At 59.4% G+C, this 16,055-nt stretch carries 17 protein-coding genes and 1 pseudogene; 12 read left to right on the top strand and 6 right to left on the bottom strand.

Annotated features, from left to right (window positions below; genetic code table 11):
• The first annotated feature begins 171 nt into the window (after window positions 1-171).
• Complete coding sequence (locus HDE79_RS17125) at window positions 172-588, top strand: nuclear transport factor 2 family protein (RefSeq protein WP_184603705.1); 417 nt, start codon at window positions 172-174, stop codon at window positions 586-588.
• Window positions 589-610: 22 nt separating this feature from the next.
• Window positions 611-1,226, top strand: a pseudogene (locus tag HDE79_RS17130) (hypothetical protein); the annotation flags it as partial.
• Window positions 1,227-1,485: 259 nt separating this feature from the next.
• Here HDE79_RS17130 and HDE79_RS17135 read toward each other — a convergent pair.
• Entirely contained in the window at window positions 1,486-2,817 is a 1,332-nt protein-coding gene (locus tag HDE79_RS17135) for a hypothetical protein (RefSeq protein ID WP_184603707.1), read from the bottom strand.
• Between the two features lie 107 nt (window positions 2,818-2,924).
• On the opposite strand from HDE79_RS17135, the gene HDE79_RS17140 reads away from it, so the two are divergent.
• The 4 genes from HDE79_RS17140 (at window position 2,925) to HDE79_RS17155 (ending at window position 6,882) form a co-directional block, all read left to right on the top strand.
• Window positions 2,925-4,184 (top strand): FAD-dependent oxidoreductase, encoded by a 1,260-nt coding sequence (locus HDE79_RS17140; protein ID WP_184603709.1) that lies wholly within the window; start codon window positions 2,925-2,927, stop codon window positions 4,182-4,184.
• Window positions 4,185-4,308: 124 nt separating this feature from the next.
• The gene (gene gorA / locus HDE79_RS17145; RefSeq protein ID WP_184603710.1) at window positions 4,309-5,658 is read left to right on the top strand and encodes a glutathione-disulfide reductase; all 1,350 of its coding nucleotides are present in this window, start codon (window positions 4,309-4,311) and stop codon (window positions 5,656-5,658) included.
• A gap of 45 nt (window positions 5,659-5,703) precedes the next feature.
• Window positions 5,704-6,483, top strand: coding sequence for an N-formylglutamate deformylase (gene hutG / locus HDE79_RS17150; protein ID WP_184603712.1), 780 nt, complete (start codon window positions 5,704-5,706; stop codon window positions 6,481-6,483).
• A 186-nt stretch (window positions 6,484-6,669) separates the two neighbouring features.
• Window positions 6,670-6,882, top strand: coding sequence for a hypothetical protein (locus HDE79_RS17155; protein ID WP_184603714.1), 213 nt, complete (start codon window positions 6,670-6,672; stop codon window positions 6,880-6,882).
• A gap of 148 nt (window positions 6,883-7,030) precedes the next feature.
• On the opposite strand, the gene can is transcribed toward HDE79_RS17155, so the two are convergent.
• The 5 genes from can to asnS all read right to left on the bottom strand — a co-directional run bounded on the left by can (window position 7,031) and on the right by asnS (window position 11,240).
• A complete protein-coding gene (can, locus tag HDE79_RS17160) occupies window positions 7,031-7,702 on the bottom strand; it encodes a carbonate dehydratase (protein WP_184603716.1) in 672 nt (223 codons plus the stop codon).
• 136 nt (window positions 7,703-7,838) lie between these two features.
• Window positions 7,839-8,630: an SDR family oxidoreductase gene (locus tag HDE79_RS17165; protein WP_184603718.1), complete on the bottom strand. Its 792-nt coding sequence runs from the start codon at window positions 8,628-8,630 to the stop codon at window positions 7,839-7,841.
• A gap of 19 nt (window positions 8,631-8,649) precedes the next feature.
• Complete coding sequence (locus HDE79_RS17170; protein WP_184603720.1) at window positions 8,650-8,964, bottom strand: hypothetical protein; 315 nt, start codon at window positions 8,962-8,964, stop codon at window positions 8,650-8,652.
• Window positions 8,961-9,809 (bottom strand): MalM family protein, encoded by an 849-nt coding sequence (locus HDE79_RS17175; RefSeq protein WP_184603722.1) that lies wholly within the window; start codon window positions 9,807-9,809, stop codon window positions 8,961-8,963. The genes HDE79_RS17170 and HDE79_RS17175 overlap by 4 nt, the downstream gene beginning before the upstream one ends.
• A 15-nt stretch (window positions 9,810-9,824) precedes the next feature.
• Window positions 9,825-11,240: an asparagine--tRNA ligase gene (gene asnS, locus HDE79_RS17180; RefSeq protein WP_184603723.1), complete on the bottom strand. Its 1,416-nt coding sequence runs from the start codon at window positions 11,238-11,240 to the stop codon at window positions 9,825-9,827.
• Window positions 11,241-11,441: 201 nt separating this feature from the next.
• Between asnS and HDE79_RS17185 the strand changes: the two genes are divergently transcribed.
• From HDE79_RS17185 to alr, 6 genes are all read left to right on the top strand, one after another.
• Window positions 11,442-11,768, top strand: a complete 327-nt coding sequence (locus HDE79_RS17185) for an iron-sulfur cluster assembly accessory protein (protein WP_184603725.1) — start codon at window positions 11,442-11,444, stop codon at window positions 11,766-11,768.
• Between the two features lie 268 nt (window positions 11,769-12,036).
• Window positions 12,037-12,456: a 30S ribosomal protein S6 gene (gene rpsF, locus HDE79_RS17190; RefSeq protein ID WP_184603727.1), complete on the top strand. Its 420-nt coding sequence runs from the start codon at window positions 12,037-12,039 to the stop codon at window positions 12,454-12,456.
• Between the two features lie 14 nt (window positions 12,457-12,470).
• Window positions 12,471-12,701, top strand: coding sequence for a 30S ribosomal protein S18 (gene rpsR, locus HDE79_RS17195; RefSeq protein WP_007081973.1), 231 nt, complete (start codon window positions 12,471-12,473; stop codon window positions 12,699-12,701).
• 134 nt (window positions 12,702-12,835) lie between these two features.
• Window positions 12,836-13,285 (top strand): 50S ribosomal protein L9, encoded by a 450-nt coding sequence (gene rplI, locus HDE79_RS17200; RefSeq protein ID WP_184603729.1) that lies wholly within the window; start codon window positions 12,836-12,838, stop codon window positions 13,283-13,285.
• 238 nt (window positions 13,286-13,523) lie between these two features.
• Entirely contained in the window at window positions 13,524-14,918 is a 1,395-nt protein-coding gene (locus HDE79_RS17205; RefSeq protein ID WP_184603731.1) for a replicative DNA helicase, read from the top strand.
• A 28-nt stretch (window positions 14,919-14,946) separates the two neighbouring features.
• The gene (gene alr / locus HDE79_RS17210; RefSeq protein ID WP_184603733.1) at window positions 14,947-16,035 is read left to right on the top strand and encodes an alanine racemase; all 1,089 of its coding nucleotides are present in this window, start codon (window positions 14,947-14,949) and stop codon (window positions 16,033-16,035) included.
• Window positions 16,036-16,055 lie beyond the last annotated feature (20 nt).

Here is a 16,055-nt window from a genome sequence, read left to right on the forward strand (position 1 = left end):
CGCACCGATCCAACTTGGCGGGCTTTCGGAAGGTGGACTGCTTGTGCAGGCGCGCGGAAATAGCTGGGGTCAACTGATCTTTAAGGACTTGGTCACGTTCGACTGATTAATCGTGATCGCAAATTTTGATGCGATCGACACGATCCGATGTAAGGAAAACGGAGAGATTCGATGAGCGTGGAAGAGAATGTCCAGACTGTGAAGGACTTTTTTGCAGCAATAGGCGGCGGCAATAAGCTAGATGTGCTGGCGTTGGTTGCCGAAGATATTGAGTGGATCATTCCGGGTGAGGATTGGCCGCTGGCTGGCACTCACCGCGGGCACGCGGGGTTGGCGGATGTGCTTCAGAAGGCGTCCGAAGAGGTGGAAATGACATACCCAGAGCCCCCCGAATTCGTAGCGCAAGGGGACCGGGTTCTGGTCGTCGGTGTTGCTACGGGGAAAATCAAAGCCACGAATAAGCCGTTCAAGGACGACTGGGTCTTCGACATTACCGTTCGAAATGGCAAGCTGAAGACCATCCGAGAGTATATCGACACGCAAGCGCTGGCGCGGGCCTCCGAGATGGAAGCGAGCTCCAGGTCCTGATCCACCGACACCGTTACCACGCGAAACGGATGTTCGACCCCACGAGTTACCGATGCTCGACAGCATGCCGGCGGGCCATCCCAAGGTCCAAGAGCCGCGCACGTTTTAGCTGTGGCTCGAGGGTCAGGTGCGGGTGAGTCCAGAACGCCACGGTACGGTGATTGGCGCCTTCACGACTGGCTGCCGTTAGAGGATGGCAGCGTGCGCCCGACGCAGGGATGCACGCTGGCGGTGATGCAGTTTTTCAGTCGCTCGCAGTCGTTCAACGCGGTGAAAGCGCTGCGCTTGCTCGGCCGCCGAGTGCGCACTGTAATCATCCCCAACCAGTCTTCTGTCGCCAAGGCTTGGTAGGAGTTCGACGACGCCGTGCGCATGGAGCCCTCGACTTACTACGGCCGCGTGGTGGGCGTGATGGAGGAGTCCAAGTTCACGCTCACGATTCGCGACCGCGGTGATCAGCTAGTTGCCGTTACAGCGAGCGGAAGGGATCGAATGGAGTGAGAGAGCTTGCTAGAGCAGCGAAGGTCGTTGCGTCGAATGAGCAACCAGCACGCTCAAACCAATTTACTGAGCAGCGGTTAACGGTGATCTTAATAATGACTCTTAGGCGCCGGGTCGGCGGTCGAGCGACGTCATGACCATTACTGGCGCGCCCGCCAGGGGTTAACCGGAATCAATGACCAGCTTCACCGGAATCCGCACTCTATTTGGATTGCCTCCCATTTCATCCCTTTTTTCTCTATGCCGCGGTTCCTCAAGCCCTGTGCCCCAGCACAGTAGGCGACGGTGGATACAGAGTATTTGGCGCTTTCACCGCGTCGTCTTGAATACTGAAAGTGACGGGAATCTTGGAATAAGCAGTGATGCGGAGACACCTTGGCCGTTCAGCCGGGTCGGCTAGTGCTTGGCTATGTGAATAGTCTGCTCGGACAGAATTCCACCAGAGCTATTCAGCGCACTTAAGCGGTAAAGACCAGGTCGCAGATATAACTTGCTTTCGACAAGTGGCTCAAAGAAAACGTAACGGTCAGCGGCTATGGCGCCATCTGACTCATTGACGTATTCCGCTTTAATGACACAGGGAAAATGTCTTTTGCAGAGGTCGGCGCTGATGGGTATCGAAGAACGAGTTCCTGAAAGCGTCAGCCAATTCGGACGCTGCATGTCCTTTGGGTTCATTAAATCTAGTGAGAGCCGCGTTATGTCCTCTACATGATTGGCTTCTGCGCTACTGCCAAAGGATCTCAAACCCACGGATGCCGGTAGAATGACATTCACGTCATACAGCCTGGGTTCGGCGCTCCATAACTTTCCATTTATGTGGTTGGCCAGCACCACTGGAATCGTCGGATGAAAGCTGGTGACGAGTTGGTGATAGGCATCAGATGGATCCGTGACTACCTCGAGAAATTGAGTTTGGTCAATCGACAACGGATCAAAGCCAGTCAATTCGCGCAATCGCATGGCCAAGGGCTTGATATTGCCCAATCGTCCTGCGGCTTTATCGATGTGAGCATAGCCGCAGTGCACAAACAGGCGCGCTTTAGGGTCTTTGGCAAAGACTCTTTGATACAGGTTATTCGCCTGTCCGATTTCACGCTCCTCACCGCTCTCGCTGGAATCGTAAGGCACGATAATGAAGCCAAGTCGGATCGCTTCGCGCACGATCTCGCCGTAAAGGGGCTCGCGCAGATACTCGGTGCCACTTTCCTTGATGGGATAACCTCGCCGCATTAGTTCGAGGTCTTTGTCGCTCAAAGCCTCAGCTGCGAAGTATGTAAATCCCAATGCACGCAGACGAGGCAGCAGTGTCAACGTCAGCTGACGGGTGTGGGCATCGTGATGGGCCTCATTGACAAGGACGATACGACGGTCAGTACTCAGTTTCGTTACGGCGTCGGACGCGTCTATAGCCTCCCAATCGCCTGTCGTTGGAAGGGTCAGGTTTGGCAGTGCCTTACTCTTGAGGGGAAAGCCAAGAATGGCCTGATCATAAAGACCAAGCTCGCTTTCAGATGATGAAAGTAATTGGTTGGCTACAATTTGGTCCGAAGCGGAAAGGTGCGGTATCACCCGTTTTAGATAAATGTAGCGAGCCAAATCGCCATCTTGCTGATTTAACTTCTGGAAAAGCTCGATTTCGGCTTGGTCATATGCCTGCGATACGACAGTCATCGGCGTCAGCAATGCGACAACACAGATCCCAGCAAGGAAGAGTTTGGCCGTCATACCCCAAGTCCATGAAGACGATCTATAGCCAGCCTGCGCGCGCAATGTCGGTAAAGCAATATCCGGGAGAGTCCAGTCAGCCATAGTCGCGTTGTTAGAATGGCGAAATGGATACCAAGCGCAGTGATGTATTGATTCTTGGCGGCGGCGTCATCGGGCTGGCGTGTGCGCTATCTCTGCTCAAGGCCGGCGCCAGCGTGCGGGTGCTTGAGCAGGGCACCGCAGGTTGCGGCAGCTCTCACGGCAACTGCGGCACGATCACACCCAGCCACGCGCCGCCGTTGGCGATGCCTGGGATGATCGGTGTGGCATTGCGTTCGATCTTGAAATCCGACGCGCCGCTGTATCTCAATCCGCGCTTCGACGGGCCGCGCCTTCGCTGGTTGTTTGGTTTTGCACGACGCTGCAATTGGCGCGACTTCAACCATGCGGCGGCGGCGCGTCTGGCCATCCTGCAGCGCTCGCGGCAATTGCTGGGCGAGCTGGTGCATGACGAAAAACTCGATTGCGAATTTGCCGAGGATGGCGTGCTTTACGCTTACCGCACGGCGAAAAAACAGGCCGTTGACGAGCAACATCATGCGGCCGTGCTCGACGGTCTCGGGATCGAGGTGCAGCGTTTGCGCGGCGAAGACGTTGAGGCGATGGAGCCGGCGTTGACGCCAGGCGTTGTCGGTGGTTTGTTCCACCCAGGCGATGCGCGACTGCGGCCGGATCGCTACGTGGCCGAGCTGGCGCAACGCGTTGTGGCACTCGGCGGTGTGATCGAGACGGGTGCACGTATCGATGATTTCACGACCAGCGAAGACCGCATCACGCAGGTAGTCACCAGTCGAGGCGCATTCCAGGGCGATACCGTGCTGCTGGCGCTCGGCGCCTGGTCGCCGCTACTGGCAAAAAAGCTGGATCTGCGCCTGCCGATGCAACCCGGCAAAGGGTACTCGCTCACCTATGCCAGACCCTCACTGGCGCCGCGTCATGCGCTGGTGTTGCGCGAGGCATCGGTGTGCGTCACCACGTGGCAGAGCGGTTATCGGCTCGGCAGCACAATGGAGTTTTCCGGCTATGCCGAAGGCATCAATCGCACGCGACTGAATGCGCTGCGCCGCGGTGCTGCCGAAGGTCTGCGCGAGCCGGAAGGCCCCGAATTGCTTGAGGAGTGGTGGGGCTGGCGGCCGATGAGCGTGGACGAATTGCCGATCATCGGACGAAGCGCACGCTGGTCCAACCTGCTGCTGGCGACGGGACACGGCATGCTGGGCGTCAGCATGTCGACGGGCACCGGAGAGTTGGTGACCGGCATGCTCGGTGGCCCAGCTTCGCCCATCGATGCACTGCCTTACGCGCCGGCAAGGTTTGGACTTTAAGCGTTGGGCGCAGCGTTGAGGGCGTATCGCAATTGTGTCGTCCGCATCTGAACTGGTTGCATAGAGTGACGGCGACTTCGCATGTTATCGGTTAGCTTTGCCGAACCAGACGAAGGACGCGCCAATGACTGCAAGCTATGACCTGATCGTACTCGGTGCCGGCTCCGGCGGATTGTCGGTAGCGTTTCGCGCAGCCCGCCATGGCGCACGCGTCGCCTTGCTTGATCCTGCGTTGGCGCTTGGCGGTACCTGCGTCAATCGCGGCTGTGTGCCGAAGAAGGCGCTGTGGTTTTCCGCGCAGTTGGTGCAGGCTCAGCAGCTGGCCGTCGAGTTTGGTTTTGACCTGCAACCCGCGCGGCTGGACTGGGAGCATTTTCGTGGCTTGCGCGATCGTTATATCGCGGGCATCAACCAGCGATATGCCAAGCGGTTGCAGGAAAAAAACATCGAAGTCGTGCATCAGGCCGGACATTTCATTGCTGCCGATACGGTCGAGTTGACCGATGGTAGCCAGCTGCAGGCAGCTCACATTGTGATCGCCAACGGCGCTCGTCCGCGCTGGCTCGATCTGCCGGGCTTCGAACTGGGCATGGTGTCCGATGACATGTTTTCGCTGCAGACCTTGCCGCGTCGTATCGCGATCGTCGGCGGTGGTTATATCGCGGTGGAATTCGCCGGCTTGCTGCGGGCACATGGTGCCGACGTCGATGTTCTGGCCGTCGAACGACTGTTGAAAAATTTTGACGTCGAAATGGTGAAGGCGCTGAGGGAGAAAATGGAAGCACAGGGCATTCGCATCGACGATCAGAGCGCGGTCAAGGGCGCATGTCGTACGGCGGATGGCATCATGCTGGACGACGCCAGGGTCGGTTTGCGCGGTCCCTACGATGCCGTGCTGTGGGCCGTGGGGCGTGTGCCCAACAGTGAAAAGTTGGGGCTTGATGACATCGGCGTGAATACCGACAAGCTTGGCCACGTGCTGGTCGACGCGCAGCAGAACACCAGCCTGTCGGGCGTCTACGCTGTGGGCGACATTACCCAGAACAAGGCACTGACACCGGTAGCGGTGGCTACCGGAAGGCGACTCGCTGACCGGCTGTTTGGCGGTCAAACGGATGGCCATATCGATAACGACATCATTCCCAGCGTGGTTTTTTCCGAGCCACCACTTGGCACGGTCGGGCTGACCGAAGAGCAGGCTCGCAAGCAATACGGCGATGCGGTCACAATCCACCGCAGTCACTTCACGCCGATGCAGCTCATGCTGGTGGGGCGCAACGAACAGAATCTGATGAAGCTGGTTTGTGTGGGAGAGAATGAGCGCGTGGTCGGCATCCATCTGCTGGGTCCGGGCACCGACGAAATACTCCAGGGCTTCTCGGTGGCAATGAAGCTTGGTTTGCGCAAGCGCGACCTTGAGGCAGCGGTGGCGATTCACCCCACGGTTGCCGAAGAACTCTTGTCGATGAGCTGATGGTGGCAGGGCAGTCGATGCGGGATCGCCACTACAATCAAGCCCATGAATACCTTCACGCTTAAACGCGGCAGCTCGCCGCTACTGATCAGTCTGCCGCACGACGGCAGCTTCATTCCCGACGATATCGCAGAGCGCATGCTGCCGGCGGTCAGGCGCTCGCCGGATACTGACTGGCATGTCGGTCGTCTTTACGAACCGTTGGCGCAGAAGCTCGGTGCCAGCGTGCTGAAGCCTGTTTCGTCGCGCTATGTGATCGATCTCAATCGACCGGCCGACGGTCATGCGCTGTATCCCGGGCAGCGCGAAACCGGTCTGGTATCGACGATAGGTTTCGATGGCGAGCTGCTCTATCTGGATGGCAAGGCTCCCGATGCGTCTGAAGTACAACAACGCATAAACGAGTTCTGGCGTCCTTATCATCAAGCGCTTTCGCATGAAATTGCGCGATTGCTTGAAGAGCACGGTCGCGCCGTGTTGTGGGAGGGCCACTCCATCCGCAGCCGTGTGCCAATGCTTTTCGATGGTCAACTGCCCGATTTCAACTTGGGGACGGCAGCGGGTGAAAGTTGTGGCGGGCCGCTGCAAGCGGGGCTGGAAGCTTGCCTCCAATCGCAGTCACTCTTCAGTTTTGCCGTCAACGGCCGCTTCAAAGGTGGCTATATCACCCGGCAGTACGGCAAGCCGGCTAGCGGAGTGCAGGCGGTGCAACTGGAGCTGGCGCAGGTCAACTATATGGACGAGGAAAGCTTCGCTTACGACGAGCAAAAAGCGTCGGCAGTGCAGGATTTGATCGGGCAATTGCTGCAAACCGCACTGGCATAATCGCAAGTTATTCCGTTATGAATTGACGCTTTGGAAAGTCAAGACTGGGCCTTCCTTTCGACGTGAATTTCCCGTGTTTTGTTCAGCTTCGGTATCCCCCCTTTGCTGTTAAGGTCATCTCGTCGCGCCACCCGAGACGCCGGGTTCCGGCCGGGTTCGCGATACCTAATTTTGAGGCTCAACATCATGATGCGTAAACTTGCGATCGCTTCCTTGCTTGTAGCTGGCGTGGCTCTTTCCGGCTCTGTGTTCGCCCAGGCTGCCGCTAGCTCCGCTCCGGCGGCCGCGTCCAGCACCAAGGCTGCTCACGCCACCAAGCACAAGAGCACCACCACCAAGACCCACAAGAAGGCAGCAACCAAAAAGGCTGCTCCGGCCTCGGCTTCGACGGCTGGTTAATACCCAGCGAGTCAGTTGCACGAGTCGAAACCCCGTCGGCAAAACCGACGGGTTTTTTATGTCCTGGGCACTGGCTCAGGATTGAATTGGGTTTGCCAGGCTTCCAATCGACATGGCTGGAGTCGAGGGATCGCCTCTGTCGCTTCGGTCAGGCCGGCGACTTTCCCGCCAAGGCGGCGAGTCGATTCAGCGCCTTTGCATAGGTTGGCCATAGCGCATCGCGCGCATCGACATGCATGTCCAGATCGTTCATGTGACCGTTGTCGAGGCTGTAGCACCAGGCGTGCACCGCGAGTTTCTGGCCGCGTTCCCATGCGTCCATCACCATCGTGGTATGGCAGACATTAACTACCTGTTCGATCGCATTGAGTTCGCACAGCCGCATATTGCGCAGTGTCATCGTATCCAGCGCGGAGAGCATGATGTCGTGCTTCTGCGCGACGTCTCCGACATGGCGCAGCCAGTTGTCGACCAGTCCGAGACGGCGCTGGTCCAGCACGGCCTGGATACCACCGCAGCCGTAGTGGCCCACCACGATGATGTGCTCGACCTTGAGTATGTCGACGGCGAACTGGATCGTGCTGAGGCAGTTGAGATCGGTGTGCGACACCACGTTGGCGACATTGCGCTGCACGAAGATCTCGCCGGGCGGCAGGTCCACAATCTGAGTGGCCGGCACGCGCGAGTCGGAGCAACCGATCCATAGATATTTTGGCGACTGCTGCCGCGCGAGATTTTCGAAAAAGTGCGGGTCGGCGTCGTTCATTGCCGCGGACCAGCGTCGGTTGCCGTCAATCAGATCTTGCAATGGGTTGGTCAAGGTGCTGGTCTCCGTTACGGCTTTCAGGTCGAAATTATCCCGTTAGCATAGCGCGAGAGCGGTGCTGGCAGCCTGTGCAAACGTGGTCGGAGCATCGGCAGTCCGGGCGAATTTCCGCACCCTCGGGCATCGTCGATCAACTCAGCGCACGGGTGCGGCCACCATCGACGGCGATGCTGACACCGTTGACGTACGCGGCGGCAGGCGTGCAGAGAAAAGCGATGACCGCAGCGACTTCATGGGCTTCGCCGAAACGGCGCGCGGGGACAGTGGCCAGCAGGCTTTCGGCGATGTCGTGTTCGCTGCGCCCGCTGGATTTGGACTGTGCCGCCAGCAGGCTGTCAAGCCGATTCGTGCGCGTGTAGCCGGGCAGCACGTTGTTGACGGTGATGCCTTCGGCGGCCAGTTCACCGGCCAGCGTCTTGGCCCACGCGGCAACGGCGGCGCGCACCGTGTTGGATACACCCAGGCCGGCGATCGGTTCCTTCACTGAGGTGGAAATCACGTTGACCAATCGACCGTAACCGCCGGCACGCATGCCCGGCAGCACGGCTTGCAGCAGCACTTGCCCAGCAAGCAACTGCTGGCGAAAAGCGCTTTCGAATTCGACCAGCTCGGCGGCATGTGCCAAACCGCCAGGCGGACCGCCGGTGTTGTTGATAAGGATATGCACTGGGTTAACCGCCACAATTTCAGCGGCCGTTGTCTGCAGCGCTGCAGTTTCCCGCATATCGATGCTGCGCCATCGGTGCTGCTGCTTTTCGTGCGTGTGCGGAAGGCTATCGGCCAGTGTCTGCAAGGCATCACCCGAGCGCGCCAGCAGCGTTACATCTGCACCCAGTTCGGCGAGTTCAATCGCACTCGCGCGGCCGATGCCTTGAGACGCGCCACAAACCAGCGCATGTCGTCCCGTCAGATCCAGTTGCATGTTGAACCTCCGTCAAAATTCAGCGCAGCAGAAGGCGCATCGCCAACGCAGCTAACCAGCACAGCCAGCCAAACCATGGGCTGTAACGCCACAAGCGCAGCCATTGGTTGATGGTGGAATCATCGAGTGCAGGCATCGCAGGCGAGCGCATCGCGTGTTGCATGCGAACCCAGGTACGAAACCCCGAGGCCTTGCCTGACTCCGGTTCCGCGATGATCTTCCAGTGCTGCGGATAACGCTCGCGCATCAGGCGAGCCAGTCGAAACTGCGCGACATACGATAGGGCAAACGCGATGACACCTGCGACGAGCAAGGTCAGATAGAGAATGATCATTGGCTGCTCTTGCTGCTGTTGTTTTTATCAGCATCGCTGCCATTGATCCATGGAATCGGCAGATCGGCACGCAAGGTGTTGAGCACGCCGGTGCCTGGCGGTGCCTTCTTGCAAATGGCGTTGTCCACTGCCTTGGCATAGGTCTTGTCCATCATGCCGACCCACAGCGTGCCGTCCGGACCGTGCGGTACGCTGAAGCTGCCGCTGGGGTTCATGTTCAGTGACGGATTGGAGTCACTGGTGGTAACCGATGCCGGCGACTGCTCCCAATAGGTCTTGCCTGACTGCTGCGCGGCGGAGCTGTAAACAAGTAGATAGCGCGCTTTGTCGCTGGTGATCGAAACCGCGCCAAATGCGCCAGTGGTTTCGTTGCTCCAGCCCACGTGTTCGCACAGGCCGACATCGTTTGTACCGATGGGCTGAAAACCTCCGTCAAGCAGCACGATGGTCGGGGCGAACAGGTAGCTCGAACGCAGCCAGCGGCCGTTCAATTCCGACTTTACCGCGACGCGATAAGGCAGCTTCACGCCCGTAGGAAGGCCAAACGCAATGAAGTAGCTGTGCACGCCATTCAGGTTCGCCACCATGGCGTCGCTGCCCAGTACAAACTTCTGCGGCTGCCACGGCAGGATGGTCTGATAGGAAAAATCCGCAAAGCTGCTGCAGCACGGCGAAGCGTCCTGCAGCTTCTTTTGAGCCAGCTTCAATGCTGCGCCGTTGTCTTCGGCGGGTGGCCGAAGATTCGGCGGAATCAGCGCCGGCGGAATCAGGTTGGCTGTGTGGCAACCGCTGAGCAGGGCAATGCATGTCAGCGCGATGGACAGTGCGGGCAATCGGTACGTCATTAGCGTTGGCAATACTCAGAATTCTGCTGTGCCGGCGGCACGTGGGAAGGGAATGGCATCGCGTATGTTGGACAGGCCGCAGACGTAGACCAGCAGGCGCTCGAATCCAAGACCGAAGCCAGCGTGCGGCACCGTTCCGTAGCGCCGTAGATCACGGTACCAGCCATATGTGGTGGTATCGAGTCCAAACTGGGTCATGCGACGGTCAAGATAGTCCAGCCGTTCCTCACGCTGCGCACCGCCGATGATCTCGCCGATGCCGGGTGCCAGCACATCCATCGCGGCGACGGTCTTCTCATCATCGTTCAAGCGCATATAGAACGCCTTGATCGCTTCGGGGTAGTTCATTACGACTACAGGGCGGCCGATATGTTTCTCGGCGAGGTAACGTTCGTGCTCGGTCTGCAGATCGATGCCCCAGGCGACGGGGTAGTCGAACTTCTGACCTGACTTTTGCAGGATGCTAATCGCATCGGTGTAATCGATGCGTTCGAACGGTTTGGCGATAAAGGCTTCTAGACGGCTGATGGCATCCGGTTGTACGCGCTCGGCAAAGAACGCCATGTCGTCGGCGCGCTCGTCGAGGATCGACTTGAAGATAGCCTTGAGTAACGCTTCGGCCTCGTCGGCGTTGACGTTGAGGTCGGCAAAGGCAATCTCCGGCTCGACCATCCAGAACTCGGCCAGGTGCCGAGGCGTGTTGGAGTTTTCCGCGCGGAAGGTTGGTCCAAACGTATAGACCTTGCTCATCGCCATGCAATACGACTCGACGTTGAGCTGACCTGACACGGTAAGAAATGCCTCGCGGCCGAAGAAGTCCTTGCGGAAGTCGATCTTGCCCTTGTCATCGCGGGGCAGGTTGGCCAGGTCCAGCGTGGACAGGCGGAACATGTCGCCCGCGCCCTCGGCATCGGAGGTGGTGATGATCGGCGTATTGATCCAGAAGTAACCGCGCTCGGTAAGGTGTCGATGGATCGCCATCATCATCGTGTGGCGCACGCGTGTCACCGCACCGAACAGGTTGGTGCGCGGGCGCAGGTGTGCGACCTCGCGCAGGAATTCCACCGAAAGCGGCTTGGGCTGGATCGGGTAGGTCATCGGATCATCGACCAGGCCGGTCACGGTGACCTCACTGGCCTGCAGTTCGAAGCTCTGGCCTTTGCCCTGGGATGGCACCAGGGTGCCGCTGACGATCAGTCCGGCACCTGTGCTGAGGTGCTTCACTTCACTTTCGTAGTTGGCTAGCGTGGCGGGAACCACCGCCTGGATCGAGTCGAAACAGGAGCCGTCGGTGACGTTGACGAAGGACAGGCCGGCTTTGGAGTCGCGTCGCGTGCGTACCCAGCCGCGCACGGTGACCGTGCTGCCGGCCTCGATGGCACCGGATAAAGCCTGTTTCACGCTGCACACCGTCGCGCTGACCACTGCCATGAATTGAAACTCCTGCTAGACGCCATATCTAGGTATGTACGCCGGATGATGAATGCGCACGCCGTGTTGCGCGACATGCATAGTGAGCCGGCATGATAATGTAGGCACCGCCCGAGCCGCGACTTTGCGGCAACAGCAAATCCGCCGTCTTGCTCGGCATGTCGGCACCGCGTTTCAGAGTCCGAGGTTCGACCAACCGCCATGACCATCACGATCACCCCTGCTGCCAGCGACCGTATGCGCCATTTCCTGGCTCACATGCCGACCGCTGCGGGCGTGCGTTTTGGCGTCAAGCGCACCGGCTGCTCGGGTTTTGCGTATGTGGTCGATCTGGCCGAGACGCTGGGCGACGGTGATCAGATGGTCGATGTCGATGGCGTGCCGCTGATCGTCAACGACAAGAGCGTGGCCCTGGTGGAAGGCACCGTGATCGATTTCCAGCGCCAGGGGCTGAACGCGAGTTTTGTGTTCCACAACCCCAATGCCACCGGCGAATGCGGCTGCGGTGAGAGTTTTACCGTGGGGTGAGGCGAGCAGGGTTGCAGGGGCGGGCGCCGAGGCAGGGCATAGCTTTCGCATTCTGCAGTCCTGATTGCTCGGTTTTTGCACCCTCGCTACTTGTCCCTCGTCCCTTGCGATACTAGCCCTTACGCAACAACGACTTGCGCGATCCTGCGTCGGCACCGTACAATTCCGCTTCTGTCCAGGCCTGATTGGCTTGGACGGGCACTTGCCTCACCGCAACGGCGGGAGGCTGCGAGGCCGCAAGGCCGCATCCACAAGGAGTCAAACCCCAATGACGCTGCGTCATTACGAAGTCGTGTTTCTGGTCCACCCTGACCAGAGCGAACAGGTTCCGGCGATGATCGAGCGCTACAAGGCGCTGGTCGAGACCGACGGTGGCAAGCTGCACCGTCTGGAAGACTGGGGCCGTCGTCAGCTGGCCTATCCGATCGTGAATCTGGCCAAAGCCCATTACGTGATGCTCAACATTGAAGTGAGCCAGAACGCACTGAACGAGTTGGAGTCGGGTTTCCGCTTCAATGACGCCGTGCTGCGCCACCTGGTGGTGCGTCGTGATGAGGCCGATACCGAGCCGTCCTTCATCATCAAGAGCAAAGAGAAAGATGATGCCAAGTCCTCGCGTCGCCGCGATGACGACGATGGCGAAGGCCGCGGTCTCGACCGTGACAACGATCGCGACAGCGACGACTGATAGGAATCCAGACCATGTCCAAGTTTTTCCGCCGCCGCAAGTTTTGCCGCTTCACTGCCGAAGACGTCAAAGAGATCGACTACAAGGATCTCAACACGCTGCGCCAGTACGTGACCGAGAATGGCAAGATCGTGCCCAGCCGCATCACCGGTACCAAGGCGCGCTATCAGCGTCAGCTGGCCACCGCGATCAAGCGCGCACGCTTCCTCTCGCTGCTGCCGTACACCGACAACCACGACGTCTGATCGTGCCGGTGGGCAATCCTCGGGTTGCCTGCCATCTGTCACGCTTGGCCATGGTCGGGCGTGACTTCAGATACTTCGGACAGCCGTCCACGGCTGCGTCGGGCCACACCAGCGCTAACGAATAGGGATACACCATGGAACTCATTCTTCTGCAGAAAGTCCGCAACCTCGGCACGCTCGGCGACAAGGTCGTCGTGAAGCCTGGTTATGGCCGCAATTTTCTCCTGCCGCAAGGCAAGGCCGTTCGCGTCAATGCCGCCAATCTGGCTGCGTTCGAGCAGCGTCGCGCCGAATACGAAGCCAAAGCTGACAGCCAGCTGGCCGATGCCCAGGCACGTCAGGCCAAGCTGGCCGATGCGTCGGTCACCATCGCGGCGCACGCCAGCGCCGAGGGCAAGCTGTTCGGTTCGGTCGGCCCGCGCGATATCGCCGAGGCTCTGGCTACCGCTGGTTACGCCGTGAACAAGGGTGAAGTGATTCTGGGCGAAGGTCCGCTTCGCAACACCGGCGAATACGACGTGGCGGTGCACCTGCACGCCGACGTCCACACCACCGTCAAGGTGATTGTGGTCGGCGACAAGTAAGTCGATACATCCCAGTGATGTACCAGAACGGGCGCCTTCGGGCGCCCGTTTGTTTTAGCGGCGGTATCGACTGATTCGGGTGATGGCGCCGAGTGATATCGCCGTTCTATCCACAGTAACGCACAGCTTATCCACAGACTTATTGTCTCGGCGGCTGAGATGACGCCGCGTATGATGACGGTCAGTGCCGCCATGCCTTCGGCGTCGGCGCACCGCTGCTTTTTTGTGAGGTAAATCCATGTCCTTTGTGCCCGAACGCAAATCTTCTTCCTCGGCGATCGAGGCGTTGCGCGTACCGCCGCATTCGATCGATGCCGAGCAGGCGGTGCTGGGTGGCCTGATGCTGGCACCCGATGCATTGGACAAGGTGGCCGACAAACTGGCCGAGCTTGATTTTTATCGCAAGGATCACCGGCTGATCTGGCGCGCGATCAATGAGCTGGCGAACAAGGGCATGCCTTGCGACGCAGTGACCCTGGGTGACTGGTTCGAGAGTAACGGTCTGGCCGAGATGGTTGGGGGTGCGAGCTATCTGATCGAGTTGGCGAACAGCACACCCAGCGCGGCCAACATCAGCGCATACGCAGGTATCGTGCGCGAGAAGTCGGTGATGCGGCAGCTGATCGATGCTGGTACATCGATCACCGAAGACGGCTATCGCCCCGAAGGCAAGAGCATGCAGGAGGTGCTGGAAAGCGCTGAGCAGCGCGTGTTCCACATTGCTGAATCCGGTGCGCGCGGCAAGAAGGATTCCGTCTCGATGCGCGAGGCGGTAAAGGATGCCTTCCGGCTGCTCACCGAGCGCTATGAAAATCGCGGCCAGCTCACCGGCATCACCACCGGCTTCACCGATCTGGACAACCTCACCTCAGGCTTGCAGCCGTCCGATCTGATCATCGTGGCGGCGCGCCCGTCGATGGGCAAGACGGCATTTGCGCTGAATATCGCCGAGACCGCTGCCATCCGCAGCAAGAAGGCGGTAGTGGTGTTCTCGATGGAAATGTCCGCCTCGCAGCTGGCGTTTCGTCTTATCTCCTCGGTCGGCCGCATTCACCAGCAGCATTTGCGCAACGGTGACCTGCAGGAGGAAGACTGGCCGCGCGTCTCCAATGCGATCCAGATTCTGTCCGAGGCGAAGATTTTCATCGATGACACGCCCAGCCTGTCGCCGGTAGAGCTGCGCTCGCGCTCGCGCCGATTGCACCGCGAACACGGCGGTCTTGGCCTGATCGTGATCGATTATCTGCAGCTGATGCAGGTGCCCGGAAACAAGGAGAATCGCGCCACCGAAATTTCAGAAATTTCGCGTTCACTCAAGGGCCTCGCCAAGGAGTTGAACGTACCCGTGATCGCACTCTCTCAGTTGAACCGCTCGCTCGAGCAGCGCGCCGACAAGCGGCCGATGATGTCCGACCTGCGCGAGTCCGGTGCTATCGAGCAAGATGCGGACGTGATCATGTTTATTTACCGCGACGATTACTACAACAAGGAATCGCCGGACAAGGGCATGGCCGAAATCATCATCGGCAAGCAGCGTAACGGCCCCACCGATACCTGCAAGTTGACCTTCCTCGGTCACTACACCAAGTTCGAGAACTACGCGGCCGACTCGTTTGGCGGGACGTTCGATTGAGAGCGGGGAATTCCCGTTTCCTGCAGCCATGAGCCGCACCACGGTCGCCACCATCCATCTCGGTGCGCTGCGCCATAACCTGGCGCGGCTCAAAGCCATCGCTGCGCCAGCGAAAGTGATGGCGGTCGTCAAGGCGGATGCTTACGGTCACGGATTGGAACGGGTCGCGCGTGCGCTGGCGGCCGATGCCGACATGTTCGCCGTGGCGGCGATCGGCGACGGCCTGCGGCTGCGTGCAGCGGGTCATCATCAGCGCATCGTGGTGCTGTCCGGTCCCGACAACGCCAGCGACATCACCGAGATGCAGCGGCTGACGCTGGAGGCTGCGATTCATCATGAGGCGCAGCTGCAGTGGTTGACGCACGCTACGCCACCGCGCGGCAAACTGCGCGTATGGCTGAAGATCGACAGCGGCATGCACCGACTGGGCTTTGCGCCTGAGCGCGTTGCCGACGTGCACGCGCGACTGCTGGCGATGCGTGGCATCGATCCGGAAATCGGACTGATGACGCATTTTTCCGAGTCGGAAGTAGCCGATGGTCTTCAGACGCCACTGCAGATGGCGCGCTTCAGTGAAGCCACGAAAGATCTGCAAGGTTCTCGCTCATTATCCAACTCGGCAGCGGTGATCGGCTGGCCTGAATCGCGCGCCGACTGGGTCCGCACCGGCGGCTTGTTGTATGGCCTCTCGGTGGTCGATGGGAAGACCGGAGCCGACTTCGGTTTTCGTCCGGCAATGAGTCTGAGCACGCGGCTGATCGCGATCAATCCGATCAAGCGCGGCGAGCGCATCGGCTACAACGGCACCTGGATCTGTCCTGAGGACATGAACGTGGGCGTCGCCGCAGTTGGCTACGGCGATGGTTATCCACGCAGCGCCGTGGCTGGTACACCGGTATTGATCGGCGATCAATCCGTGCCGCTGATCGGCCGTGTCTCGATGGATCTGATTACGCTGGATCTGCGCGATGCGCCCCAGGCCAAGGTCGGTGATCGCGTGACGCTGTGGGGGCCGTCGTTGCCGGTTGAACGCATTGCGGTCCAGGCTGGCACGATCTCCTATGACTTGACCTGCGGTATGACGCGACGGGTGCTGGTTGTCGAGGACGAGAACTAGACAGCGGCAACGTTAGTGGG

Source organism: Rhodanobacter sp. MP1X3, from assembly GCF_014207165.1.
In the GTDB taxonomy this organism is placed as follows: Bacteria; Pseudomonadota; Gammaproteobacteria; order Xanthomonadales; family Rhodanobacteraceae; genus Rhodanobacter.

Bases quoted from the DNA above. Each gene is read 5' to 3' on its own strand.
- HDE79_RS17165 (WP_184603718.1), bottom strand. From the start codon at position 8,630: ATGCAACTGGATCTGACGGGACGACATGCGCTGGTTTGTGGCGCGTCT.
- HDE79_RS17155 (WP_184603714.1), top strand. From the start codon at position 6,670: ATGATGCGTAAACTTGCGATCGCTTCCTTGCTTGTAGCTGGCGTGGCT.
- rpsF (WP_184603727.1), top strand. From the start codon at position 12,037: ATGACGCTGCGTCATTACGAAGTCGTGTTTCTGGTCCACCCTGACCAG.
- HDE79_RS17135 (WP_184603707.1), bottom strand. From the start codon at position 2,817: ATGACGGCCAAACTCTTCCTTGCTGGGATCTGTGTTGTCGCATTGCTG.
- HDE79_RS17185 (WP_184603725.1), top strand. From the start codon at position 11,442: ATGACCATCACGATCACCCCTGCTGCCAGCGACCGTATGCGCCATTTC.
- asnS (WP_184603723.1), bottom strand. From the start codon at position 11,240: ATGGCAGTGGTCAGCGCGACGGTGTGCAGCGTGAAACAGGCTTTATCC.
- hutG (WP_184603712.1), top strand. From the start codon at position 5,704: ATGAATACCTTCACGCTTAAACGCGGCAGCTCGCCGCTACTGATCAGT.
- gorA (WP_184603710.1), top strand. From the start codon at position 4,309: ATGACTGCAAGCTATGACCTGATCGTACTCGGTGCCGGCTCCGGCGGA.
- HDE79_RS17205 (WP_184603731.1), top strand. From the start codon at position 13,524: ATGTCCTTTGTGCCCGAACGCAAATCTTCTTCCTCGGCGATCGAGGCG.
- rpsR (WP_007081973.1), top strand. From the start codon at position 12,471: ATGTCCAAGTTTTTCCGCCGCCGCAAGTTTTGCCGCTTCACTGCCGAA.
- HDE79_RS17125 (WP_184603705.1), top strand. From the start codon at position 172: ATGAGCGTGGAAGAGAATGTCCAGACTGTGAAGGACTTTTTTGCAGCA.
- rplI (WP_184603729.1), top strand. From the start codon at position 12,836: ATGGAACTCATTCTTCTGCAGAAAGTCCGCAACCTCGGCACGCTCGGC.
- HDE79_RS17170 (WP_184603720.1), bottom strand. From the start codon at position 8,964: ATGATCATTCTCTATCTGACCTTGCTCGTCGCAGGTGTCATCGCGTTT.
- HDE79_RS17140 (WP_184603709.1), top strand. From the start codon at position 2,925: ATGGATACCAAGCGCAGTGATGTATTGATTCTTGGCGGCGGCGTCATC.
- HDE79_RS17175 (WP_184603722.1), bottom strand. From the start codon at position 9,809: ATGACGTACCGATTGCCCGCACTGTCCATCGCGCTGACATGCATTGCC.
- alr (WP_184603733.1), top strand. From the start codon at position 14,947: ATGAGCCGCACCACGGTCGCCACCATCCATCTCGGTGCGCTGCGCCAT.